Genomic DNA, 22,228 nt, shown 5'->3' on the forward strand with positions numbered 1-22,228 from the left:
GCGATGCGCGCGTTGGAAGCCCGTCTGCATACAACACCGGTATGCAGACGGGCTTCCGCCTTCGCCTCCCCGCTCTCAGCGGGCCACCTCAGGTCAGATCAAGATCAAGATCTAAAGACTCAAGAGCATTCGGGTGTACTGGGGGAGCTGAGTGCTCAGGATGACGAGGCCAGGTCCCTCAGTACCTGGTTGAGCAGGTCTACTCGTTCGCTGGCCTCGGTTCTGAGCCGGGCGGCCAGGTGTTCCCAGTCCTCGGGGCCTGGGGCCTTGCCGGGCTCCAGATGGGACAGCGCGTCGCGGATCTCGGCCAGCGTGAGGCCGACCCGCTGGCAGGCGTGGATCATCTTCACCCGGCACAGCGCGTCCGCGTGGTACCTGCGCTGGTTGGTGCTGGTCCGGTCGCTGGTCAGCAGGCCCTGCCGCTCGTAGAACCGGATCGCGGAAGCCGCGACCCCCGTCCGGCCAGCGACCTCGCCGACCGTCAGGCCAGCCTCGTGCATGTCGTAATCCGTCTGCCACGTCACACAGTCGATCTTGCCGTTGACTTCAACAAAGGTTCAACCCATAGCGTCTGGATCACACACCTGATCAACGGAGGCAGTGATGATTCTGGTCGTAGGCGCGAGTGGCAACGTGGGCAGCCGGGTAGCGGACAGGCTCTCGTCCAGCGGGTACCCGGTGCGGGCCGTCAGCCGTGATCCCGGCAAGCTGCCGACCGGCGTGGAAGCCGTCCAGGCCGACCTCGCCCAGCCGGAGACGCTGGCCCCGCATCTGTCCGATGTGGACGCCGTGTTCCTGGTCTGGCCGTTCCCGGACCCGGCGATGACAGCGGAGCTCGCCCCGCGCCTGCTCAGCGTGCTGGCAGCGGCCGGAAACCCGCGCGTCGTGTACGTGTCGGCAGCCTCGGCCGAAACCGACCCGGAGTCCTTCTGGGCCGTCGCCGAGCAGGCGATCGAGAAGTCGGGCCTGCCGTGGACGTTCCTCCGGCCCACCGGCATCGCCACCAACGCGCTGGCCTGGGCCGACCAGATCCAGGCCGGCGACGTCGTGTACTGGCCGCACGCCGGAGCCCAGCGCTCGATGGTGCACGAGGACGACATCGCAGCCGTGGCCGTCGCCGCCCTGACCAGCTCAGCCCACGAAGGGCAGGCCTACACCCTCACCGGGCCGGAGATCGTCACGTTCGCCGACCAGGTCCGCCTGATCGGCGAGGCCCTGGGCCGCCCGGTCCGCCTCGAAGAGGTACCCGCCGAGGTGTTCCGCCCCGGCCTGGCCGAGGCCTTCGGCGGCAACACCGACTTCGCCGACCAGGCCCTGAACGGCTGGGCAGCAATGGCCCTCACCCCCGAACCCGTCACCAACCACATCCAGCAGCTCCTAGGCCGCCCAGCCCGCCCCTTCGCCGAATGGGCAAAGGATCACGCTCAGGACTTCAGTACCACCTGAAGCTCTTCGCTCCTGACCTTGATCTTGCTCTAAGACGCGGTGGCCCGGTGAGCGGAAATCTGACAAGCAGAAAAAGCTCCCTAGTACTGGTGTACTTGGGAGCTTTTTATGCGCAGCTCAGATTTTCGCTCACCGGGTCGGTAGTTCGGGAGTGGCGGAGCCCCGGGGGCCTACGGGTCCTGGGGGTGCTGCTTCGAGCCAGGAGAGGAAGCCGCTGAGGGCCGCTTCCGCGAACGCGATCTCGACCGGCCCGCGTGGCGTGGTGATCCGGAGGATGACGCTGTCCGGCGGCACGGAGACGCGTTCGGCGCCCTCTGGCTGCCGTTTGGCCGCGACGACCAGCTCGGGGCGCAGCAGGACCCTGCGGGGGCGCCAGGAGAGGCTGAACAGCCTGTACCAGCGCAGCTCCCGGCCCGCGAAGCGCGCGAAGCCAGCCGACCAGCCCCGGCCGGGCACGCTGGCCGTGAGCCGGAAGGTCATGTCTATGGTTCCGCCGCCCCGTGTGATCACGAAGCGGCGGAGGTAGATCGCTGCCAGCAGGCAGAGCAGGGTGAGGACGCCGATCCCGATCGCTGTTACCGCTCGCATCGGCGCCCGGCCCGAGCTAGTGCGCTGCTACCGCGGTGGCGGGCTCGCAGGTCTCCGCGAGCACCGTGACGCCCTCGCCGGTGACCGACAGGAAGCCGCCGTTGACGATGAACGCCAGGTCGCCTTCCTCGGTGCCCTTGATCCGGACCTCGCCCGGCTCGGCGAGCTTGCCCATCAGGGGGGCGTGCCCGTGCAGCACACCAAGCTCGCCCTCGGTCGTGCGGGCGCTGACCATCTCAGCCTCGCCAGCCCAGACCTTCTCCTCGACGGCCACGAGCTCAACATGCAGCTTCTTCGCCACTTTGACGACACTCCTATGCGCGAAGACGGGGAACGTTCTCGATCCTACTGGGTGACCCGGTCAGCTGAAAATCGCCCGGGCACCTGACGTCAGATGTGGGACACGCCACCCTCGGCCGCCATCGCGGCGGCGATCCGGCGGCGGTTGCCAGCCCACACCTCGGCGGGGAGTTTGGGCAGCACATCGTCCCAGAGCGGCAGGCAGGTGCCCCGGAACTGGAGCATGCCCTCCGGGCGGGCGATCAGCCAGACGTGCAGGTGGGCGCCGCCGTCACCCCAGCGGTTGACGTGGACGCGGGCGATGCCCCCGAGGCTCATGATCGCGCGTTCGGCGCGCTGGAGCATGGGGCCGAGTTCCGCCGAGCGTTCCGGCGGGAGGGTCATCAGGTCGTAGTGGCCCTTGGGCTTGATGAGGACCACGGCCGGCAGGGCCGCTGGTTCTTCCGGGCCGACGAGTACCCAGTGGTCGTCGGACCAGAGCGGGTTCCTGAAGCCCTCCTGGCAGCCGCAGTCCTCCGGGCCCGCCTCGCCGCGCCGGGGCGGTTCGGGGACGACCGGCTCGTCGAGAACCTTGATCTGGAGGTCGCCCTCGTACGGGAAGATCTCCCAGAACGGGATGCCACCCTCCGGCATCGGGATGCGCTCGCCGATCGGCAGGTGGCTCACGAAGTCACTCATGATCACCAGCCTATGGGAGCCACCCGGTCCCCGCAGTCCCGTGATCGGCGGCCCCGGCCGCCCGTACCGGCCTATCGTGCAGAAGTGGTGAAGTGGCTGCTGCTCGCGCTCGCGATCCTCGTCGAGGTCGGGGCGACACTGCTGGTGAAGGTGTCCGACGGCTTCACGCGGCTGTGGCCGACGGTCGGGCTGCTCGCCGGGTACACGCTGTCGTTCTACCTGGACTCCGTCGTGGTCCGGATGGGGGTGCCGATCGCGATCACGTACTCGCTGTGGTCGGGGGCCGGGATCGTGCTCGTGGCGGTCGCCAGCCGGTACCTGTTCGGCGACGTGCTGAGCCCGGCCGCCGCCGCCGGGATGGCGGTCATCGTCGTGGGCGTCGCGATCACGACGGTCGCGACAGCGGGTACACACTGAGGTTCTTGTTCGTGGAAAGGGAAAAGCCCCGCGTGCCGGAGTGGCACACGGGGCTTTCCTTACGGCTGATCTGACTTACTTGGTCAGCTCGTGGTAGTTGCGCTCGAGGTCGTCGAGGCCACCGCACATGAAGAAGGCCTGCTCGGGCACGTGGTCGTACTCGCCCTCGGAGATCTTCTTGAACGCCTCGACGGTCTCCTTGATCGGCACCGTCGAGCCCTCGACGCCGGTGAACTGCTTGGCGGCGTAGGTGTTCTGCGACAGGAACCGCTCGATCCGCCGGGCACGCGCCACGGTGATCTTGTCCTCTTCGGACAGCTCGTCCATGCCGAGGATGGCGATGATGTCCTGCAGGTCGTTGTACTTCTGCAGGATCCGCTTCACCTCGGAGGCGACCGCGTAGTGCTCGGCGCCCACGTACTCGGGCGCGAGGATCCGGCTGGACGAGGCCAGCGGGTCAACGGCCGGGTAGATGCCCTTGTCGGACACCTTCCGCTCGAGGTTGGTGGTCGCGTCCAGGTGGGCGAACGTGGTGGCCGGCGCCGGGTCGGTGTAGTCGTCGGCGGGCACGTAGATCGCCTGGAGCGAGGTGATGGCCTTACCACGCACCGAGGTGATCCGCTCCTGGAGCTGACCCATCTCGTCCGCGAGGTTCGGCTGGTAACCCACGGCGCTGGGCATGCGGCCCAGCAGGGTGGACACCTCAGAACCTGCCTGGGTGAACCGGAAGATGTTGTCCACGAAGAGCAGCACCTCCTGGCCCTTGACGTCCCGGAAGTACTCGGCCATCGTCAGCGCCGACAGCGCGACCCGCAGACGGGTGCCCGGCGGCTCGTCCATCTGGCCGAAGACCAGGGCGGTGTCGGCGAACACGCCGGCCTCGGTCATCTCGTGGATCAGGTCGTTACCCTCACGGGTCCGCTCACCCACGCCGGCGAAGACCGATGTACCACCGAAGTTACGGGCCACACGGATGATCATCTCCTGGATGAGCACCGTCTTACCCACACCGGCACCACCGAACAGACCGATCTTGCCACCCTTGACGTACGGGGCGAGCAGGTCGATCACCTTGACGCCGGTCTCCAGCATCTCGGTCTTCGGCTCGAGCGAGGCGAACGGCGGCGCGGGCCGGTGGATCGGCCAGCGCTCGGCGACCTCGAACTTCTCGCCCTCCTTGAGGTTGAGAACGTCGCCGAGGACGTTGAACACGTGGGCCTTGGTCTCGTCGCCGACTGGCACGCTGATCGCGGCACCGGTGTCACGGACCTCGCCGCCACGGACCATGCCGTCGGTGGGCTGCATCGAGATGGCCCGCACGACGTTGTCGCCGAGGTGCTGGGCGACCTCGAGGGTCAGGGTCTTGGTGCCCTCGCTGAGGGTCACGTCCGTCCGGAGGGCGTTGAACAGCGCGGGCATCGCGTCGCGCGGGAACTCAACGTCGACGACCGGGCCGATGACCCGGACGACCCGCCCGACGCCCGTCTTGGTGTCAGTAGTCATCATTCACTCCCCGCCGCCGCGAGCGCGTCCACGCCGCCGACGATCTCACTGATTTCCTGGGTGATCCCGGCCTGGCGCGCGGAGTTCATCTCGCGCTTCAGGCTCTTGATCATTTCTTCCGCATTGTCGGTGGCGCTCTTCATCGCCCGGCGGCGAGAGGCCGACTCACTGGCAGCCGAGTCCAGCAGCGCGGCGTAGAGCCGCGTGTTGATGTACTTCGGCAGCAGCGCGTCCAGCAGCTCCTCGGCCTCCGGCTCGAACTCGTACGCCGGCAGCAGCTCACCCGTCGTCTCCTCGACCTGCATCGGCGCGAAGATCTTCGCCTCCGGCACCTGGGTCATCAGCGACTTGAACTGGGTGTACACGATGTGCAGCTCGTCAACGCCGAGCACGCCGTCGTCGCCGTGGTGGCCGTCGTCGGAGTCGTCGGCCCCGTGCACGAACGCCTGGATCAGGGTCTTGCCGATCTCCTGGGCGTCGCTGAAGCGGGGCTGCTCGGAGAAGCCAGTCCAGCTCCCGGCCAGCTCGCGGCCGCGGAACGTGTAGTAGCCAACGGCCTTGCGGCCGACGGCGTACAGCGCGACTTCCTTGCCGTCCGCCTTCAGGCGGGCGATCAGCTGCTCGCACGTGCGGATCGCGTTGGCGTTGTAGCCGCCGCACAGGCCGCGGTCACTGGTGATCAGGACCACGCCGGCCCGGCGCACCCGAGGGCGCGCCTCCAGCAGCGGGTGGCTGCTGGAGGTGTTGGAGGCCAGCGCGGTCAGGACGCCGGTGATCGCGGTCGCGTACGGCAGCGAGGCTGCCACCCGCTCCTGCGCCTTGGCGATGCGGCTGGTCGCGACCAGCTCCATCGCCTTGGTGATCTTCTTCGTCGACTGGGTCGTCTTGATCCGCCGACGAAGAACTCGTACCTGCCCGGCCATTGTTTACCTACCTCGTCACGCGGGTGACGGTCTCGGTCCGCTCTTCGCCTTCCAGCGGGGTCGCGGGAGCCTCGTTGATCCGGATCGCGTCGTCGGCGGCCAGGAACATGTTCTTGAACTTGGTCACCGCGCCCTCGAGCTCGGCCACGATGTCGTCGTCCCACGAACCGGCGGCGATGCTCGCCAGGACACCAGCGTGCGAGTGCCGCACGTACTGGAGGAACTCGCCCTCGAACCGGCTGACCTCAGCGACCGGCAGGTCGTCGAGCTTGCCCTCGGTACCGGCCCAGATCGAGACGGTCTGCTCGGCCGGCGGGAACGGAGCGTAGTTGCGCTGCTTGAGCAGCTCCACGATCCGGGCACCACGCTCAAGCTGCGAACGCGACGCGGCGTCCAGGTCGGAGGCGAAGGCCGCGAAGGCCTCCAGCTCACGGTACTGGGCCAGGTCGAGGCGCAGACGGCCGGAAACCTTGCGCAGCGGCTTCTCCTGCGCGGCACCACCCACGCGGGACACCGAGGTACCGACGTTGATCGCCGGACGCACACCCGAGTTGAACAGGCCTTCCTCGAGGAAGATCTGGCCGTCGGTGATCGAGATCACGTTGGTCGGGATGAACGCCGCGATGTCGCCGGCCTTCGTCTCGATGATCGGCAGACCGGTCATCGAGCCAGCGCCCAGCTCGTCGGACAGCTTCGCGCAACGCTCCAGCAGACGCGAGTGCAGGTAGAAGACGTCACCCGGGTAGGCCTCACGGCCCGGCGGGCGGCGGAGCAGCAGCGACACGGCGCGGTACGCCTCGGCCTGCTTCGTCAGGTCGTCGAAGACGATCAGGACGTGCTTGCCGCCGTACATCCAGTGCTGGCCGATCGCCGAGCCGGTGTACGGAGCCAGGTACTTGAAGCCGGCCGGGTCGGACGCCGGGGAGGCCACGATGGTCGTGTACTCCATGGCGCCGGCCTCCTCCAGCGTGCCCTTCACGGACGCGATGGTGGAAGCCTTCTGGCCGATGGCGACGTAGATGCAGCGGACCTGCTTCTTCGGGTCGCCGGAAGCCCAGTTGGCCTTCTGGTTGATGATGGCGTCCAGCGCGACCGAGGTCTTACCGGTCTTACGGTCACCGATGATCAGCTGGCGCTGGCCACGGCCGATCGGGGTCATGGCGTCGATGGCCTTGATCCCAGTGTGCAGCGGCTCGTGCACCGACTTACGGGCCATGACGTTCGGAGCCTGCAGCTCCAGCTCGCGGCGGCCCTCAGCCTCGATGTCACCGAGACCGTCGATGGCGTTACCCAGCGGGTCGACGACCCGGCCCAGGAAGTTGTCGCCCACCGGCACCGAGAGCACCCGGCCGGTGCGCTTGACCGGCTGGCCCTCCTCGATCCCGCCGAAGTCACCCAGGATCACGACACCGATCTCACGGGCGTCGAGGTTCAGGGCGACACCCAGGGTGCCGTCAGCGAATTCCAGCAGCTCGTTCGCCATCGTCGAGGGCAGGCCCTGGACGTGGGCAATGCCGTCACCGGTGTCGGAGACGACGCCGACCTCCTCGCGGGAGATCTCCGGCTTGTACGAGGAGACGTAGCGCTCCAGGGCGCCCCGGATCTCCTCCGACGAGATGGTCAGCTCGGCCATCCTCAGCTTCCTCTATTCCCTCGGTGCGCGCTCTTCCCGCAGATCACGGCTCAGGCGCTGGATAAGTCGGTCTACTTGCGCCCGGCGAGGGCGTTACGGGAGTCGGCGAGCCGCCGCGCGACCGTGCCGTCCCACAGGTCGTGGCCGACCTGCACGCTGATGCCACCCAGCACCTTCGGCTCGACGGACACCTTGGCGGTGATCTGCCGGCCGTACTGGCGGGACAGCTCCGCGACCAGCCGCTGCTCCTGCTGGACATCCAGCGGGATCGCGACGGTCACGTACGCGACGGTCTGCTCGCGCCGCTCGGCGGCCAGCTCGACGAGCCGGGTCACCGAGTGGGTGAAGCCACGGCCCTCGAAACCAGCCACGGCCAGCTCGGCCAGCCGCACCGTCACCGGGGCGGCCTTGCCGTCCAGCAGCTCGCGGACCAGGGCGGCCTTGCGGGCCACCGGAGCCGTCGAGTCGCTGACCGCGCCGGCCAGCCCGCGGTCACCCGCGGCGACCTGGCCGAAGCGGAACAGCTCGTCCTCGACCTCCGCCAGGTTCCCGCCACGCTCGGCGCTGGCCAGCAGCGCCTCGGCACCGAGCCGCTCCCCAGCCGACACGAGGTCGAGCGGGGTGGACCAGTGACCGGCGGCCAGCTGGCCGAGCAGGTCGAGCGCTCCGGCGGAGACCTTGCCGGTCAGCAGCCCGGTGAGCAGCGCGGAACGCTCCTCAGCCGTGCGGTTGATGTCGGCGAGTGCCCGGCGCAGGCCCGGCTCGCGGCCCAGCAGGGCTGCGACGTCCAGGATGTCACCGGCGGCCTGGGCCAGCTCCTCCACCGACGCGGAGGCCGCGTAGGCGTTGAGCCGGTCGGCGACCGCCGCGTAGGACTCCCGGCTGGCGGCCTGCATCAGCGCCGCCCGGCGGGAGCGGACTCGAGCTCGGCGAGGAACCGGTCGACGGTGCCCTTCTTACGGGCCTCGTCAGCCAGCGACTCCCCGACGATCCGGCTGGCCAGCTCGACGGACAGGGTGCCCAGCTCGGTGCGCAGCTCGTGCAGCAGAGCCTGCCGGTCGGCAGTGAGCTGCTCGCGGCCGGCCGCGATGATGCGCTCCTGCTCCTCACGGGCCGCGGCAAGGATGTCGTCCTTGATCGCGCCCGCGTCGGCACGCGCCTCGTCACGGATGCTGGCCGCCTCGGCACGCGCCTCGGCGAGCTGCTGCTTGTACTGCTCCAGCAGCGTGTTGGCCTCGGCCTGGGCGGTCTGGGCGCGCTCGAGGCCGCCTTCGATCGCCTCGACCCGCGCCTGGTACGACTGCTCGATCTTCGGGAAGACGAACTTGATCAGCACGAAGCAGAGCAGCGCGAAACCGATCGACCCGACAACGATCTCTTGCCAGATCGGAATGAGGGGGTTGTGGCCCCCCTGAGCGAGAATCATGGTGTGCTCCCGTCCCTAGGTAGCGGAGCGAGGACTAAGCAGCGCCGTCCTGGAAGACGAACGCGAGGGCCAGGCCGAACAGGGCGAGCGCCTCGGACATCGCGAAGCCCATGAACAGGTAGGCGCGGGTCAGGCCAGCGGACTCGGGCTGACGGGCGGTCGCCTGGATGTAGGCGGCGAACACGATACCCACACCGATGCCCGGGCCGATGGCCGCGAGGCCGTACCCGATCGAGCTGAGGCTGCCGGTGACGCCGTTGGCGGCGAGAACGTCGATCATTGCGGGAATTCCTCCTGGTTATCTCGCGTGACTGTCACGCGGGACAGCTAACGGGGGTCTATCAGTGTTCTTCCGCCAGAGCGCCTTCGATGTACGTGGCGCTGAGGAGGACGAAGATGTATGCCTGCAGGATCGCGACGAACGCCTCGAAGAGCGTCATGGCGATGGCCAGCAGGAAGGACACGACCGACACGCCCTTGAGGGCGAAGTTGTCCGCGCCCAGCAGCATGAAGCCACCGACGGTGAAGACCAGCAGGATCAGGTGACCGGCGAACATGTTCGCGAACAGACGCACGGACAGCGTGACCGGGCGGACCACCAGGTTCGAGATGAACTCGATCGGGATCAGCAGCGGCTGCAGCCACATCGGGGCGTCCGGCAGGTAGATCATGTCCTTGAAGTGGCGCGCGGCGCCCTTCTTCTTGATGCCGACCCAGTTGAACATGATGTACGAGATCAGGGCCAGCGTCAGCGGGAACGCGTAGTGCGTGTTCGGCGAGATCTGCGCCAGCGGGATGATGCCGTAGATGTTCGTGAAGGCCACGAAGCAGAACAGCACCGTCAGGTACGGCACGAAGCGGTGCGCGTCCTTGCCGATGATCTCCTTGCCGATGCTGTCCCGGACGAAGCCGTAGACCGACTCGGCGAACCACTGGCCGCGGGTCGGGACCAGCGCTGGCTTACGCATCGCGCGGGTGAACAGGACGATCAGCACGATGACGGCCAGCCACACCATGAGGGTGAACTTCGTGAGCCAGTTGTCCAACCCGAACAGGCCGTCCAGGAAGAAGTCGTCCACCTTCGGCGGCCAGGGCAGATCCTGGGCAAGGACGATCGAGTCGCTCACCGCACCATCCTTCGTAGTCCTGACGGGAAGCGCTTACGCGCCAAGCTTCTTGACGATCAGGTAGACCGCACCCGCCATGCCGAGCATCATCCCGATCATCAGGCCGAAGTGCATGGGCACGTCCAGCCACAGATCGACGAGGTAGCCGATGCCACCCCACACGCCGATGCCAGCGATCAGGTAGCCGACGGCTGTCCAGCCGACATTCGCGCCTTGGGCAGATGACTGCGGGCGCTTCGGCGGCTCGTTCTTGTCGGTCATGACGCGCAGACGATATCAGCCGGCGGTCGGATGACTGACATCGACCCCCGGCGAACTGCGCGAGTGCAATGGTTCACCGTAACTCCGCTCACAGCAGGGCGCCAGTAGTGTGACAAACAAGCCAACAGAGCACTAACGCTGCTCGATCTCGACGTACGGCAGGCGGGCCTTCCACAGCCACACCGCGTGCGCGAAGGTCCAGCAGAGAGTGGCGCCAATCACAGCGAAGCCCATCGGCTTCAGGCCGGCCCAGCCGGTGGCGCTGATCGCGCCCAGCGAGGAGCCGAGCAGGCCGAACTTCACCGCGTACACCCCGAGGCCCGCGGGCATGGTCAGCTTGGGATTGACCGCGTCGGCCCAGGCCACGACGACGCTGGAGACGACGTAGCTGACGCCGACCAGCGCGACGCCGAGCGCGGCTCCCGCAGCACCAGCCCAGCCGGCGAGGACCAGGCCGATGATCGCGGCGAGAACCAGGGCGCCGCCGGTCACCGCGAGCGGGACGGGCAGGTGGTTGAGACGCCGGGTCAGGGCGGCACGGGTCAGCATGGACGCCAGTCTACGTGTCGGTCCTGGTCAGCTTCGCGGCCAGCGGTTTGATGGTGGATTCGATCTCATCGGCGATCCGGGTGTACGTCGCCTCGCTCAGGCCGTAGGGATCCTCAAGATCATCACCTGGTACCGGGCGGGAGCCGCCCCGCGCCCCGTCAAGCGCCTTGACCAGCGCGATCCCCCGCGCGTACAGCGAGTCGGCGTCGCCGGAGAAGGCCGGCAGCTCGCTGGCGTGCCCGGTGAGGAGACGGCCGAACTGGCCGAGGACGAACGTCCGGGGCGCGGCGTCCGGGCACATGGACAGCACGTAGTCGTACTGCTCCGTCGTCGCCGTCAGGATCAGGTCGGACGCCTCGACATGCCCCGCGACGAGCTGGCGGGCCCCGAAACCGGAGTCGTCACCACCCCTGGCGAGGACCTGGCGGGCGGCCGGCGGGTTCATCGGGTTGCCCTGGTGCCAGCCGCCGGTACCGGCACTGTGGCTGTACACCAGCTCCGCGTGCTCCCCCAGCGCCAGCACGAACAGCCGCTCGGCCATCGGCGACCGGCAGATGTTGCCCATGCACACCTGCAGTACGGAGAACGGGGTCACGCCAGCTCCTCCACGATGCCGGGGCTGATCTCACGCAGCTCCAGCAGGGACAGCGCGCCGACCCGCAGCACCTTCGGCGTCGGGGTGGTGCAGTCGACGATGGTCGAGGCGAGGTGCTGCTCGGCTGGGCCGGCCTCCAGGTACACGCCGACCTCGTAGCCGAACTGTTCCTTGGCCTCCTCCGCGGTGTGCGCCGGCGCGGAGTCCTTCTTGTTCGCGCTGGACACGGCCATCGGGCCGACCTCGCGGATCAGGTCGAGCGCGACCGGGTGCAGCGGCATCCGGACCTGGATCACGCCGTCGGTCTCGCCGAGATCCCAGTCGAGGCTGGGCGCGTGCTCCACGAGGACGGTCAGCGGGCCGGGCCAGAAGGCCTCGACCAGGTCCCGCGCGGCCTGCGGCAGCCCGTAGACCAGGCCGTCGAGCATCTGCCGGGACGCGACCATGACCGGGGTCGGCATCTCGCGGCCCCGGCCCTTCGCCCGCAGCAGGGTGCCGACCGACCAGGACTTGAAGGCGTCGCAGCCCAGCCCGTACACGGTATCGGTCGGGAAGACCACCAGGTCGCCGCGCTGGGCGGCCTCGACGGCGGCGGTCAGGCCACGCTCGCGCTCGGCCAGCTTCGAGCAGTCGTAGAGCATCACGGGTGAAAGTCTCGCACGGCGGCTGCGATCTCAGCCACGCTCACAGCACCCTCTCGGAGCACCTCGATCTCGTCCGTCGTGCACCGGACGATGGTCGACGCGGTACCGACTGCCGACGGCCCGTTGTCGAGATACACGGTCACGCGGTCGCCGAGCTGGCGGCGGGCCTCGGCTGAGGTCGTCGCGGCCGGCTCGCCGTGGAGGTTCGCACTGGAGACGGCGAGGGGGCCAGCCTGGCTGAGGAGGTCACGGGCCACCGGGTCGGCAGGCATGCGGACCATCACCGTGCCGCCAGTCTCCCCCAGGTCCCAGCCGAGCCCCTCGGCCTGCCAGACGACGAGGGAAAGCGCGCCGGGCCAGTACTTGTCAGCGAGCATCCGCGCGACGCCGGGCAGCGGGGCCGCGACGAGCGGAAGCTGTTCCCAGTCGCCGATGAGGATTCCCGACGGCTTTTCCCGGCCACGGCCCTTGACCGTGAGCAGCAAATCGACAGCTTCTTTATTGAACGGGTCGGCTGCCAGCCCGTACACGGTGTCGGTCGGCATGACGACGAGCCCGCCGTCGCGAATAGCTGAAATTGCTTCAGGAATAGTCACACGCGTACCGCCGTCACGAATCGGGGCCTGCCTGCCAGGTCGAGGTGGTCCGTGATGTCGGCCCAGTCCCCGGAGTCGCGGAGCAGGGCCGGCACGGACTCGCCATGAGAGTCATCATGCTCCATACCGAAATATCCGCCTTTACGGAGCAACGCGGCGGCACGTACGACCAGCGGACGGATCACGCTCAGCCCGTCCTCCCCGCCGAACAACGCCAGGTGCGGGTCGTGGTCGGCGACCTCCGGCTCCAGCACGGCCGTCGTCGGCACGTACGGCGGATTGGTCAGCACGAGGTCGACCGTGCCGTCCAGACCGGCCAGAGTGGACGGATCAGTCACGTCGGCGTGCACGACCGTGATGTCCGTGTCCCGGGTGTTGAGCTGCAGCCAGTCCAGGGCCTCCGGGGACTGCTCCACGGCGTACACAGTGGATATCCTGGTGCGCAGGGCCAGCGCGATGGCACCGGAGCCGGAACACAGGTCGACCCCGATCCCGCTCTGGACCTTCGACAGCCCCCAGGCGGCGAGCAGCTCGGTCTCCGGCCTCGGCACGAACACCCCTGGCCCGACAGCCAGGTCGAAGCCGGCGAAATGCGCCCGCCCGGTCAGATGCTGGAGAGGTACCCGCTGCGCGCGGCGGGCGATGAGCGCTTCGTAACGGTCTTTTAACAATGGGGGGAAAGTGTCCACCAGCGGCAGTCTGCCCCGGGGAACATCTAAAACAAATGCCGCGAGAAGTTCGGCATCCACCCTCGCCGACCCGACTCCTGCCGCCCTCAGACGCGAAGTCGCTTCAGCGATCACCCGTCCGGGCATGTCCTTACTGGCTCCGTACACCCCATAATCATCACTGCCAGCTTTGAGCCGCACCGGAAGGGGGGTTATCGCGTGGTCTCCACGATCGAGCGCATCCGCCGGCTGTTGCGTGCCAACCGTTCCGCAGAGGCGGCAGCTCTCGCCGAGCGGCTCGCCGCCAGCACGAGCGACCCCGAAGAGTGCGCGCAAGCTCTGGTCCTGCGCCTGTCAGCCCTGATCAACCTGGGCCGGACCGTCGACTGCGCCTCCGCGGTGGAGGAGGTCTTCGCCGCGCTGAAGAAGTGGTACGACCCGGGCCTGGCCGGCCGCGCGCACGCCATCGCCGCGATCGTCGCCCACAGCCGCGGCTCCCTCGACCAGTGCGTGACCCACCTCGTCCACAGTGCACGGTCCCTGGCCTCGGTATCCCCGCCGAACCCAGACACGGCCCTCGGCTGGCACAACCTCGCCCTGTCGTACTCCTACATCGGGTTCCACGGGCACGCGCTCGGCGCGATCGAGCGGGCCCGTGAGGTCGGCGCGGAGGTCGGGCTGCCTGAGGAGGACCTGGCCACACCTCGGGTAAGGCTCCGGCTGGCCGTGGCGCTCGACCACACCGGCGACACGGACGGCTGCCTGCGCGTGCTCCGCGACGTCTACAACGAGCTGTGGCGGTACGTCGAGACCAACACCCTCGCCCGGTTACGCCCCTCGATCCAGGGCAACTTCGGCTACGCCGCCGCCCGGCTGGCCGCCCTCGGCGAGCCGATCGACGTCGACGCCCGGCGGATGCTCCGGCACGTCGGCGACAGCGCCAGATCCCGCGACCTGCGCCACCTCGGCGACGTGTGCCTGACCATCGCCGACGGCCGCCCGATCGAGGCACTCGTCCGGCTCGGCCAGCTCGAGGTCTCCCCCGACTCCCTCGGCCCCGCCGAACCACCCCGGCTGCGCGCCCTGGCCCACCTCCGGGCGAACGACCCGGCCGCCGCGTACCGCGAGGACCGGCACGCCTTCCGGCTCGCCTCCGCGCACACCGACAAGCTCCGCGACCTGTTCGTCGACGGGGTCGCGGCCTGGCTCGACCATGCCGACCTGCGGCGGACCGTGGCCCAGTACCACGGCCAGGCCCTCACGGACCCGCTCACCGGCCTCGCCAACCGCCGCCACCTCGAGCACTACGTGACGACGATGTCCCAGCGCGGCCAGTCGGCGATCCTCGGCGTGGTCGACCTCGACAAGTTCAAGGCGATCAACACGGCGCACGGCCACCTGGCCGGCGACGCCGTGCTCCAGCGGATCGCCGCGATCCTGGCCCGCGTGATCCGGCGCGGCGACTTCGTGGCCCGCTACGGCGGCGACGAGTTCGTCCTCGTCCTGCCCGAGACGCAGCTAGCCGAGGCCTACGAGATCGCCCGCCGCGTCGCCACGGCCATCCGCGCCGAGGACTGGGAGTCGATCGTCCCCGGCACCCCGGTCGGCGTGACGATCGGCTGGTCAGAGACGAACGGCGCCGACACGGTCGCCTCAGCCTTCACGAACGCAGACGTCGCGATGCTAAGAGCCAAGCAGACACCCTGGGCCAGCTGAGACCGTTTGGGCCCGGTGAGGACGACGCTGGACTGCGCATTGAGCCTGTCCACATACAACACCGGTATGCGGACAGCGATGAGCCGGGCGGCCGGAGTTCGGCCCGCTGCTGAGCCGCCGGCCGCCCCGGGCTTTCGGTCCTGGTGTTCTTCCCGGCGGAGGACGCTGGCCTACGGCGAGGGCTCGCTGACAGGTACAAGATGAGGGTTTGGTACTTGGTCTTTGGTTTTGATCTGACCTGAGGTGGCCCGGTGAGCGGAAATCTGACAAGCAACGNGAAAGCCCGTGTACTGGTTGTACACGGGCTTTTGCGTTGCGCAGCTCAGATTTTCGCTCACCGGGTCGGCACAACCAGCTACTTACGGCCTAGTTCTTCGCCTGCGATCCTGGCTTCGCGGTCGGCGGTGGAGAGGGCGTCGAGGACGCCGTCGAGTTCGCCGTTGAGGACCAGGTCGAGGTTGTAGGCGGTGAAGCCGATCCGGTGGTCGGAGATCCGGTTCTGCGGGAAGTTGTAGGTCCGGATGCGCTCGGAGCGGTCCATCGTGCGGACCTGGGCCTTGCGCTGGTCGGAGGCCTCGGCCGCTGCCTGTTCCTGGGCGTGGAGCAGGAGGCGGGCGCGGAGGACGCGCATGGCCGATTCCTTGTTCTGGAGCTGCGACTTCTCGTTCTGGCAGCTGACGACGACGCCGGTCGGGATGTGGGTGATCCGGACGGCGGAGTCGGTGGTGTTGACGGACTGGCCGCCGGGGCCGCCGGAGCGGTAGACGTCGATCCGCAGGTCGCTCTGGTTGATCTCGACGTCGACCTCTTCGGCCTCCGGGAGCACGAGCACGCCGGCCGCTGAGGTGTGGATGCGGCCCTGGGACTCGGTGGCCGGCACGCGCTGGACGCGGTGCACGCCGCCCTCGTACTTCATCCGGGACCACACGCCGCGGCCCTCGTCCGGCACGCCCTTGGTCTTCACCGCGACGGACACGTCCTTGTACCCGCCGAGGTCGGTCTGCTCCGAGTCGATGACCTCGGCGACCCAGCCGTGCTTCTCGGCGTAGCGCAGGTACATGCGGAGCAGGTCGCCGGCGAAGAGTGCCGCCTCCTCGCCGCCCTCGCCGCCCTTGATCTCGATGATCACGTCCTTGGCGTCGTTGGGGTCGCGCGGGAGCAGCAGCTCGGAGAGCTTCTCCTCGATGACGGGGATGCGCTCGGTCAGCTCGGCGGCCTCGGCGGCGAAGGCCTCGTCCTCGGTGGCGAGTTCCTGGGCCGCTGCGAGGTCCTCGCGGGCCTGTTCGAGTTCCTTGGCGGCGGCGGCGATGCCGTTGAGCTCTGCGTAGCGGCGGCCCACCCGGCGGGCGAGGGCCTGGTCGGCGTGGATCGCCGGGTCCGCGAGCTGCTTTTCCAGGTCGGCGTGCTCCGCGAGCAGCGCGGACAGGCGGTCGGTGCTCATTCCTTGACTCCTGGGTTCGAGGATGGAGGCGACCTGCGTCTGGGGTTCGGGCGGCGCCTCGGAAGAAGTGGTGCGGGATAAGCGAACGCCGCCCACCCCTCGGATCGAGGAGTGGGCGGCGTCTGCGTAGCTACTTGGCCGCGGTCTTCTTCGCGTACTTCTGCTGGAACTTGGCGATGCGGCCGCCGGTGTCCAGGATCCGCTGCTTGCCGGTGTAGAACGGGTGGCAGGCGGAGCACGTCTCGACGTGCAGCGAGCCGCTCTTCACGGTGCTGCGGGTCGAGAAGGTGCTGCCACAGGAGCAGGTGACCTCGGTCACTACGTACTCCGGGTGAATGTCCTTGCGCATCTCGCGGTCCTCTCACACGGGGGTCGCCGGGTCGCCACCGCGCCGTTCGCGGGACGTGAACCGGTACCTGGCCGACGTAACAGTCTGCCACGGGGCGGCTATTCCCGCCGCATCGGGGCCACCGGGCCGGCTGGCCGGTCACCCGGGTTCTGCGGCTGGGTGATATAGGGTTTTTGCCCTTGTTGCTGGCGATATTGCAGGGCGGATGGGGGCCGTGCCCGGCGGGGTGCCGCCGGGCGGGACCTAGAAGTCGCCCTCTGCGACCTGCATCACCGTGAGACCCAGCGAGCGCCACATCCGCACCACCTGTGCCCGGTCGTCGAACACACAAATGATCTTGTACTGGTGCCGCAGCTCCCGGTTGAAGATCTCCTTCTTCACGATGGAGTCCTTCCGCTGGTCCCCGGCCGGGCGCATGTGCAGGGCGACGTAGGGCACGCCCACGTGCTCGGCCAGCCACGCCTCCGTCTCCGCCCGGCACGCCTCGTCGCGGCCGGAGCAGTAGATGACCTGGTGCCCGGCGGCGTGCATCGCGCGGACGGCCGCGATGACCGGCGCGTTGGGCGTGTCGATGCCGACCCGGTGCCAGTCGTACGGGCTGCGCGCGCCCATCACCGCCACCGTCCCGTCGATGTCCACCAGGACGGCCTCCGTCCCGCCGTCGAGCGGCTTGTACGGGGCGTCCGGGTTCGCCTCGGCGAGGCCGGCCGGGATGGCGAGCGGGAGCTGCTTTCCGGCCAGGTACCGCTGGTACATGCCCCGGATCACGTCCTCGCCGACCTGGTCCTCGCCGGTACGGAGCGCGTCGCGGCGGATGCACTCCTCCACGTCCACGTCTGTGAAGTCCACCACAGCGAACTCGGCTCCGCTGTTCGCGGCGAGCTCGGCGAACTCGCGGACGACGCGCGAGCGGAGGTTCGTGTCGTCGACGATCACGTCCGTCCCGTTGCGCAGCAGTGCTTCCACCGCGGCCCGCTGGGCCAGGCCGACCTGCTTCTCGGCCGTGCCGGTACCCAGCCGGGAGCCGTGCAGCATGCGGCGCAGCTCGTCACGGTTGACCCGGACGGAACCCTCCTGGCCCTTGGCCCAGGTGCTCTTGCCGGAGCCGGGCAGACCGCGGGTGACGGTCAGGGTGGCCTTCTTCTTGGTCACGCGTTCTCCTCGTTCTCCGTCACGCGCACGTCTCGTCGCGGGGTGGGGCCCGGCTCGGCGCCGGTCACGCGTTCCCCATGCTTCACGTGTTGTCCAGGCTTCATGCGGTCTCCGGCCTTCACGCGTTCTCCTCGCCGAACACCCGGCCGGCCGGGGTCCAGTCGGCGGCCGGCTTCACCCGCTGCCAGAGCATCGGGCGGTAGTCCCGGTTGTCCAGGCGGAGGAACAGGCAGCCGCGTTCGGAGTGCCCTGCGGCGGCCAGGGCGAAGTCCTTGCGGGTCCAGCCCTCGGGCAGGGTCGCGAGGATCTCGGCGTACGCCGCCTCGATGCCCGTCGCCGCCACCGCCACCTCCTCGTGCAGAGCGCTGGACACCGACCGCGCCCAGTCGTGGAACTCGTCGGGCAGCCGCTCGACCAGCGCGCCGAACCCATCTTCCACCAGCGCCTCCCAGACCACACGGGCATTGAGCCCCGTGACGACCCTGTGCAGCGCGACGTACTCCGCATACTTGATCTTGATGCGGTCGTCGGTGCCCGCGAAGTGCACCACCAGCCCCTCGCGGTTGTCGCGCGGCGGGGCGGCGAGCGCCTCGGCCAGGGTCGCGTACCCGAACGAGTCCACCTTCGGGCCCGGCCACGCGATGCCGGCCGCCGGTACCGTGCGGCCCGACGCGATCGACACCCCGCCCAGCAGGATCAGGTCGTCGAGATCGCCGTAGTCGACGACGATCCGGTTCGCCGGGTAGACGATCTCGAACAGCAGCGTCACGCCGTCCGGGGGCCGCACCTCGCCGTACCTGCGCTGCCACAGCCGCGTCGCGTGCAGGGCCTGGTCACTCACGAAGGAACCCCGCGTCGCCACCTCGTACCCGTCCCCGGCCGGGAACAGCACGCCCAGCGAACCGTCGGCCTTGTCGGTCACCGTGACCGGGGCGCCGAGGTCCAGCGGGCCGCACTCGGCCTGCCCGTGCGTGAAGAACTTGCGGAACGGCCGGGCCAGCACCTCGCCGGTACGGCTGTCGGTGATCAGGCCACGGCAGGCCAGGGTCGCCGCGTTCCACACGGACTCGTACTGGGCCTTCTCCGAGTAGTTGTAGATCGAGTACGGCTGGCCGGGGTGCTGGCGCACCCGGACGTAACCCTCGTCGATCATGGTCTTGAGCAGGGTGGGTTCCACCACCTCGTCGAGGTGGAGCATGGGATTCCTCCAGAGTGGACTTACTTGCCGAAAGCGGCGATGAAAGCAGAGAGAACGGGCTGGCCGGGCTGGCGGTCGAGGACCGCGAACGTGACCTGGCCGAACCAGGGCCGTCTGCCCAGCTCGGCCGCGAAGGCTCCGGCCACAGTGGCCGGATCGTTGCCGAACACCCCGCAGCCCCAGGCCCCGAGCAGCAGCCGCTGGTGCCCGTGCGCCGCGGCGATGTCCAGCACCCGCCCGGCCCGCCTGGCCAGTGCGGCCGGGATCGCGGGCAGCGCCTCCGGCTGGTTACGCCGGATCATCGCCGCGTTCGGGGCGGCCGAGGTCAGGAACGCCACCCGGTACCCGGGCAGGAAGCCGCCCTTGTCGTCACGGAAGACGAGCACGCCCGGCGAATAGATCACCCGGTCGCTGTAGAGCAGGTCGCGCTGGGCGCGGTGGAAGGAGTAGAACCCCGGGGCCTGGGTGAGGCTCGCGTACAGCGCCGACGAGCGGGCCAGGCTCTCCTCCTGGGCCTGTGCGCCACGGAGGAAGCCGCCGCCCGGGTTCTTCGCGGAGGCGAAGTTGAGCACGGCGAGGTCGCCGTCTCCGGCAGCCAGACGGGCCGCCGCCTCCAGAGTGGACTCGCCCGTGACCTCAATGGACGGAGCGAGCGTGAGATCCGGGGTGGCGACCGGCTCCTCCGGCAGGTACAGCCGGGTGCCGAGCGGGACGTGGCCGTCGCGTTCGACGATGGCGACGGTCTCGCTCGCGATCGCACGCAGCCGGGCACTCATGAGGATCGAGTCTGCCCGGGGAAGGGGGCCGGGGCCACCGTGATTTACCGGTACACAGGAAAAGGAAACGGCCCGTATGAGACATACGGGCCGTTTCGCTAGCTGGGACTACTCGCCCGGCGTCGACTTCGCGATCTGCATCAGGAACTCGACGTTCGTGCTGGTCTTCTTCAGCCGGTCCAGCAGCAGCTCCAGGGCCTGCTGCGGGTCGAGCCCGTGCAGCACCTTGCGGAGCTTGTGGACGATCGCCATCTCCTCGTTCGACATGAGGATCTCCTCACGCCGCGTGCTGGAGGCGATGACGTCGACGGCCGGGAAGACCCGCTTGTCGGCGATCTTCCGGTCGAGCTTGAGCTCGGCGTTACCCGTGCCCTTGAACTCCTCGAAGATGACCGTGTCACCCGTGGAGCCGGTCTCGACCAGCGCGGTGGCGATGATCGTCAGCGAGCCGCCGTTCTCGATGTTCCGCGCGGCACCCAGGAAACGCTTCGGCGGGTACAGCGCGGTCGAGTCGATACCACCCGAGAGGATCCGGCCGCTGGCGGGCGACGCGTTGTTGTACGCGCGGCCCAGGCGGGTGATCGAGTCGAGCAGGACCACCACGTCGTGCCCCAGCTCCACCAGGCGCTTCGCCCGCTCGATCGACAGCTCGGCGACCGTGGTGTGGTCCGACGGCGGACGGTCGAAGGTGGAGGCGATGACCTCACCCTTCACCGAGCGCTGCATGTCGGTGACCTCTTCCGGACGCTCGTCGACCAGGACGACCATCAGGTGGCACTCGGGGTTGTTCGTGGTGATCGCGTTGGCGATCGCCTGCATGACCAGGGTCTTACCGGCCTTCGGCGGCGACACGATCAGGGCACGCTGGCCCTTGCCGATCGGCATCACCAGATCGATGACCCGGGTGGTCAGGACGTTCTGGTCCGTCTCCAGCCGCAGGCGCTCCTGCGGGTAGAGCGGGGTCAGCTTGTAGAACTCCGGCCGGTTGCGGGCGGCGTCGGCCTCCATGCCGTTGATGGAGTCGAGCCGGGCCAGCGGGTTGTACTTGTCCCGCCGCTGCTCGCCGTCCTTGGCCTGGCGGACGGCACCGGTGACGGCGTCACCGCGGCGCAGCCCGTACTTGCGGACCTGTGACATCGAGACGTAGACGTCGTTGGGGCCCGACAGGTAGCCGGTGGTGCGGATGAAGGCGTAGCTGTCGAGGACGTCGACGATGCCGGCCACCGGGACGAGCACGTCGTCGTCGGCGAACTGCGGCTCGCGCTCCTGACCGCCGCCCTCACCGCGGTCGTTGCGGCGGCCACGGCGGTCACGGAACCGGCTGCGGCGGCCGCGGCGGCCCTCGCCGTCCTCGTCGTCGTCGCCACCGTCACGGTCGGCACGGCTGGTCTGCTCGGCGCGGGCCGGCTCCTCGGCACGCTCGCCGCGGGCCGGGCGGTCCCGGCGCTCGTTGCGGTCGCGGCGGCCGTCACGGTCGCGCTCGCGGCGCTCGTTGCGCGGGGCCTGCTCGCCCTCGCCCTCGGCACGCTCGGTGCGCTCGTTACGCGGGCGCTCGGCGTCCTTGGACTGCTCGGCGCGGGACTGCTCAGCGCGAGGCTGCTCGGCGCGGGACTGCTCGCCCTTTGCCTGCTCGCTCTTCTGCTGCTCGGCCTTGGGCTGCTCGGCCTTGGAGTGCTCAGCCTTGGAGTGCTCAGCGGCCTTGACCTCGGCCGGAGCGGTGTCCTTGGCCTCGGAGGCACGCTCGCCGCGCGGCTGCGGCGGGCCTGCCGGGCGGGTGGCCCGGCGCGCCCGCTGCTGGGCGCCTGACGTCTCGGCCTGCTCGGTGCCCGGCAGGCTGGGCTGCTCGGCCGGGGCCGTGGCCTTGGCGGCCTTCGCCTCGGCGGGCGCGGCCTTGACCTCGGCCGGGGCCTTGGCGGCCTTCGGCTCGGCCGGGGCTGAGCCCTGGGTGGTCTGGATTGCCGCGATCAACTCGCCTTTACGCATGCGCGCCGTCCCCGAAATGCCGAGCGACGAGGCCAAGGTCTGCAACTCCGGCAGGAGCATGGCTTGCAGGCCGGTGCCTGTGCGCCGACGCCGGGAGGTGCCAGCGGTCTCCGGCTGGGCCGGCGCTGCGGTGTCGGTGACATCCGACTTCTGGTCGGTGATGTCGCTCAATGGTTTCCTTCCATCGCTTGGCCGGGGCGGGCGCCGAAGAGAGCTGGCACGAGCACCACACGGCCCATGAATCCCCGCGTCAAGATGC

The 22,228-nt window shown here is 69.1% G+C and carries 26 protein-coding genes; 3 read left to right on the forward strand and 23 right to left on the reverse strand.

The features are described from left to right. Positions 1-155: 155 nt before the first annotated feature. Positions 156-524: a MerR family transcriptional regulator gene (locus A3G1_RS35745; protein WP_245563533.1), complete on the reverse strand. Its 369-nt coding sequence runs from the start codon at positions 522-524 to the stop codon at positions 156-158. 79 nt (positions 525-603) lie between these two features. On the opposite strand from A3G1_RS35745, the gene A3G1_RS0119910 reads away from it, so the two are divergent. Further along, positions 604-1,446: an SDR family oxidoreductase gene (locus tag A3G1_RS0119910; protein ID WP_018351244.1), complete on the forward strand. Its 843-nt coding sequence runs from the start codon at positions 604-606 to the stop codon at positions 1,444-1,446. A gap of 129 nt (positions 1,447-1,575) precedes the next feature. Here the strand turns inward: A3G1_RS0119910 and A3G1_RS0119915 are convergent, their stop codons facing one another. The 3 genes from A3G1_RS0119915 to A3G1_RS35750 all read right to left on the reverse strand — a co-directional run bounded on the left by A3G1_RS0119915 (position 1,576) and on the right by A3G1_RS35750 (position 3,012). After that, positions 1,576-2,034: a DUF2550 domain-containing protein gene (locus A3G1_RS0119915; protein ID WP_018351245.1), complete on the reverse strand. Its 459-nt coding sequence runs from the start codon at positions 2,032-2,034 to the stop codon at positions 1,576-1,578. Positions 2,035-2,050: 16 nt separating this feature from the next. Further along, the gene (locus tag A3G1_RS0119920; RefSeq protein WP_018351246.1) at positions 2,051-2,335 is read right to left on the reverse strand and encodes a F0F1 ATP synthase subunit epsilon; all 285 of its coding nucleotides are present in this window, start codon (positions 2,333-2,335) and stop codon (positions 2,051-2,053) included. An 89-nt stretch (positions 2,336-2,424) separates the two neighbouring features. After that, positions 2,425-3,012 (reverse strand): HIT family protein, encoded by a 588-nt coding sequence (locus tag A3G1_RS35750; protein WP_018351247.1) that lies wholly within the window; start codon positions 3,010-3,012, stop codon positions 2,425-2,427. Positions 3,013-3,096: 84 nt separating this feature from the next. On the opposite strand from A3G1_RS35750, the gene A3G1_RS0119930 reads away from it, so the two are divergent. Further along, positions 3,097-3,429, forward strand: coding sequence for a DMT family transporter (locus tag A3G1_RS0119930; RefSeq protein WP_018351248.1), 333 nt, complete (start codon positions 3,097-3,099; stop codon positions 3,427-3,429). Between the two features lie 75 nt (positions 3,430-3,504). On the opposite strand, the gene atpD is transcribed toward A3G1_RS0119930, so the two are convergent. The 13 genes from atpD to prmC all read right to left on the reverse strand — a co-directional run bounded on the left by atpD (position 3,505) and on the right by prmC (position 13,501). Beyond that, positions 3,505-4,932, reverse strand: coding sequence for a F0F1 ATP synthase subunit beta (gene atpD, locus A3G1_RS0119935; protein WP_018351249.1), 1,428 nt, complete (start codon positions 4,930-4,932; stop codon positions 3,505-3,507). Further along, positions 4,932-5,855 (reverse strand): F0F1 ATP synthase subunit gamma, encoded by a 924-nt coding sequence (locus A3G1_RS0119940; protein ID WP_018351250.1) that lies wholly within the window; start codon positions 5,853-5,855, stop codon positions 4,932-4,934. The genes atpD and A3G1_RS0119940 overlap by 1 nt, the downstream gene beginning before the upstream one ends. A gap of 7 nt (positions 5,856-5,862) precedes the next feature. Next, positions 5,863-7,488, reverse strand: a complete 1,626-nt coding sequence (gene atpA / locus A3G1_RS0119945) for a F0F1 ATP synthase subunit alpha (RefSeq protein ID WP_018351251.1) — start codon at positions 7,486-7,488, stop codon at positions 5,863-5,865. A gap of 71 nt (positions 7,489-7,559) precedes the next feature. Beyond that, on the reverse strand, positions 7,560-8,384 hold the full coding sequence (locus tag A3G1_RS0119950) for a F0F1 ATP synthase subunit delta (RefSeq protein WP_018351252.1): 825 nt from the start codon (positions 8,382-8,384) through the stop codon (positions 7,560-7,562). Continuing rightward, positions 8,384-8,914 (reverse strand): F0F1 ATP synthase subunit B, encoded by a 531-nt coding sequence (locus A3G1_RS0119955; protein ID WP_018351253.1) that lies wholly within the window; start codon positions 8,912-8,914, stop codon positions 8,384-8,386. The genes A3G1_RS0119950 and A3G1_RS0119955 overlap by 1 nt, the downstream gene beginning before the upstream one ends. A 34-nt stretch (positions 8,915-8,948) precedes the next feature. After that, complete coding sequence (locus tag A3G1_RS0119960; RefSeq protein ID WP_026212311.1) at positions 8,949-9,191, reverse strand: ATP synthase subunit c family protein; 243 nt, start codon at positions 9,189-9,191, stop codon at positions 8,949-8,951. A gap of 64 nt (positions 9,192-9,255) precedes the next feature. Continuing rightward, positions 9,256-10,041, reverse strand: coding sequence for a F0F1 ATP synthase subunit A (gene atpB / locus A3G1_RS0119965; protein WP_018351255.1), 786 nt, complete (start codon positions 10,039-10,041; stop codon positions 9,256-9,258). A 33-nt stretch (positions 10,042-10,074) separates the two neighbouring features. Next, positions 10,075-10,302: an AtpZ/AtpI family protein gene (locus A3G1_RS0119970; RefSeq protein WP_018351256.1), complete on the reverse strand. Its 228-nt coding sequence runs from the start codon at positions 10,300-10,302 to the stop codon at positions 10,075-10,077. Positions 10,303-10,434: 132 nt separating this feature from the next. Beyond that, positions 10,435-10,851: a hypothetical protein gene (locus tag A3G1_RS0119975; RefSeq protein WP_018351257.1), complete on the reverse strand. Its 417-nt coding sequence runs from the start codon at positions 10,849-10,851 to the stop codon at positions 10,435-10,437. Positions 10,852-10,861: 10 nt separating this feature from the next. After that, positions 10,862-11,446, reverse strand: a complete 585-nt coding sequence (locus A3G1_RS0119980) for an arsenate reductase/protein-tyrosine-phosphatase family protein (RefSeq protein ID WP_018351258.1) — start codon at positions 11,444-11,446, stop codon at positions 10,862-10,864. Then, positions 11,443-12,087 carry an L-threonylcarbamoyladenylate synthase gene (locus A3G1_RS0119985; RefSeq protein WP_018351259.1) on the reverse strand — a complete coding sequence of 215 codons (645 nt, stop codon included), beginning with the start codon at positions 12,085-12,087 and terminating at the stop codon, positions 11,443-11,445. The genes A3G1_RS0119980 and A3G1_RS0119985 overlap by 4 nt, the downstream gene beginning before the upstream one ends. Further along, positions 12,087-12,686: an L-threonylcarbamoyladenylate synthase gene (locus tag A3G1_RS0119990; RefSeq protein WP_245563534.1), complete on the reverse strand. Its 600-nt coding sequence runs from the start codon at positions 12,684-12,686 to the stop codon at positions 12,087-12,089. Before A3G1_RS0119990 ends, A3G1_RS0119985 begins: the two co-directional genes overlap by 1 nt. After that, the gene (gene prmC / locus A3G1_RS0119995; protein WP_040478999.1) at positions 12,683-13,501 is read right to left on the reverse strand and encodes a peptide chain release factor N(5)-glutamine methyltransferase; all 819 of its coding nucleotides are present in this window, start codon (positions 13,499-13,501) and stop codon (positions 12,683-12,685) included. Before prmC ends, A3G1_RS0119990 begins: the two co-directional genes overlap by 4 nt. A 72-nt stretch (positions 13,502-13,573) precedes the next feature. On the opposite strand from prmC, the gene A3G1_RS0120000 reads away from it, so the two are divergent. Beyond that, positions 13,574-15,070 (forward strand): GGDEF domain-containing protein, encoded by a 1,497-nt coding sequence (locus tag A3G1_RS0120000; RefSeq protein ID WP_018351262.1) that lies wholly within the window; start codon positions 13,574-13,576, stop codon positions 15,068-15,070. 355 nt (positions 15,071-15,425) lie between these two features. Here the strand turns inward: A3G1_RS0120000 and prfA are convergent, their stop codons facing one another. The 6 genes from prfA to rho all read right to left on the reverse strand — a co-directional run bounded on the left by prfA (position 15,426) and on the right by rho (position 22,140). Further along, positions 15,426-16,511 (reverse strand): peptide chain release factor 1, encoded by a 1,086-nt coding sequence (prfA, locus tag A3G1_RS0120005; protein ID WP_018351263.1) that lies wholly within the window; start codon positions 16,509-16,511, stop codon positions 15,426-15,428. A 130-nt stretch (positions 16,512-16,641) separates the two neighbouring features. Then, on the reverse strand, positions 16,642-16,860 hold the full coding sequence (rpmE, locus tag A3G1_RS0120010) for a 50S ribosomal protein L31 (protein ID WP_018351264.1): 219 nt from the start codon (positions 16,858-16,860) through the stop codon (positions 16,642-16,644). A 243-nt stretch (positions 16,861-17,103) separates the two neighbouring features. Continuing rightward, a complete protein-coding gene (locus A3G1_RS0120015) occupies positions 17,104-18,012 on the reverse strand; it encodes a phosphatase domain-containing protein (protein WP_018351265.1) in 909 nt (302 codons plus the stop codon). Between the two features lie 118 nt (positions 18,013-18,130). Continuing rightward, complete coding sequence (locus A3G1_RS0120020) at positions 18,131-19,210, reverse strand: RNA ligase (RefSeq protein ID WP_018351266.1); 1,080 nt, start codon at positions 19,208-19,210, stop codon at positions 18,131-18,133. A 20-nt stretch (positions 19,211-19,230) separates the two neighbouring features. Continuing rightward, positions 19,231-19,986, reverse strand: a complete 756-nt coding sequence (locus A3G1_RS0120025) for a TIGR02452 family protein (protein WP_018351267.1) — start codon at positions 19,984-19,986, stop codon at positions 19,231-19,233. 108 nt (positions 19,987-20,094) lie between these two features. Continuing rightward, positions 20,095-22,140 (reverse strand): transcription termination factor Rho, encoded by a 2,046-nt coding sequence (gene rho, locus A3G1_RS0120030; RefSeq protein ID WP_018351268.1) that lies wholly within the window; start codon positions 22,138-22,140, stop codon positions 20,095-20,097. Between the last annotated feature and the right edge of the window lie 88 nt (positions 22,141-22,228).

This window comes from Longispora albida DSM 44784 (genome assembly GCF_000379825.1).
Classification (GTDB): domain Bacteria; phylum Actinomycetota; class Actinomycetes; order Mycobacteriales; family Micromonosporaceae; genus Longispora; species Longispora albida.

Bases quoted from the DNA above. Each gene is read 5' to 3' on its own strand.
- A3G1_RS0119910 (WP_018351244.1), top strand. From the start codon at position 604: ATGATTCTGGTCGTAGGCGCGAGTGGCAACGTGGGCAGCCGGGTAGCG.
- A3G1_RS0119915 (WP_018351245.1), bottom strand. From the start codon at position 2,034: ATGCGAGCGGTAACAGCGATCGGGATCGGCGTCCTCACCCTGCTCTGC.
- A3G1_RS35750 (WP_018351247.1), bottom strand. From the start codon at position 3,012: ATGAGTGACTTCGTGAGCCACCTGCCGATCGGCGAGCGCATCCCGATG.
- atpD (WP_018351249.1), bottom strand. From the start codon at position 4,932: ATGACTACTGACACCAAGACGGGCGTCGGGCGGGTCGTCCGGGTCATC.
- A3G1_RS0119940 (WP_018351250.1), bottom strand. From the start codon at position 5,855: ATGGCCGGGCAGGTACGAGTTCTTCGTCGGCGGATCAAGACGACCCAG.
- atpA (WP_018351251.1), bottom strand. From the start codon at position 7,488: ATGGCCGAGCTGACCATCTCGTCGGAGGAGATCCGGGGCGCCCTGGAG.
- A3G1_RS0119950 (WP_018351252.1), bottom strand. From the start codon at position 8,384: ATGCAGGCCGCCAGCCGGGAGTCCTACGCGGCGGTCGCCGACCGGCTC.
- A3G1_RS0119955 (WP_018351253.1), bottom strand. From the start codon at position 8,914: ATGATTCTCGCTCAGGGGGGCCACAACCCCCTCATTCCGATCTGGCAA.
- A3G1_RS0119970 (WP_018351256.1), bottom strand. From the start codon at position 10,302: ATGACCGACAAGAACGAGCCGCCGAAGCGCCCGCAGTCATCTGCCCAA.
- A3G1_RS0119975 (WP_018351257.1), bottom strand. From the start codon at position 10,851: ATGCTGACCCGTGCCGCCCTGACCCGGCGTCTCAACCACCTGCCCGTC.
- A3G1_RS0119985 (WP_018351259.1), bottom strand. From the start codon at position 12,087: ATGCTCTACGACTGCTCGAAGCTGGCCGAGCGCGAGCGTGGCCTGACC.
- prmC (WP_040478999.1), bottom strand. From the start codon at position 13,501: ATGCCCGGACGGGTGATCGCTGAAGCGACTTCGCGTCTGAGGGCGGCA.
- prfA (WP_018351263.1), bottom strand. From the start codon at position 16,511: ATGAGCACCGACCGCCTGTCCGCGCTGCTCGCGGAGCACGCCGACCTG.
- rpmE (WP_018351264.1), bottom strand. From the start codon at position 16,860: ATGCGCAAGGACATTCACCCGGAGTACGTAGTGACCGAGGTCACCTGC.
- A3G1_RS0120020 (WP_018351266.1), bottom strand. From the start codon at position 19,210: ATGCTCCACCTCGACGAGGTGGTGGAACCCACCCTGCTCAAGACCATG.
- A3G1_RS0120025 (WP_018351267.1), bottom strand. From the start codon at position 19,986: ATGAGTGCCCGGCTGCGTGCGATCGCGAGCGAGACCGTCGCCATCGTC.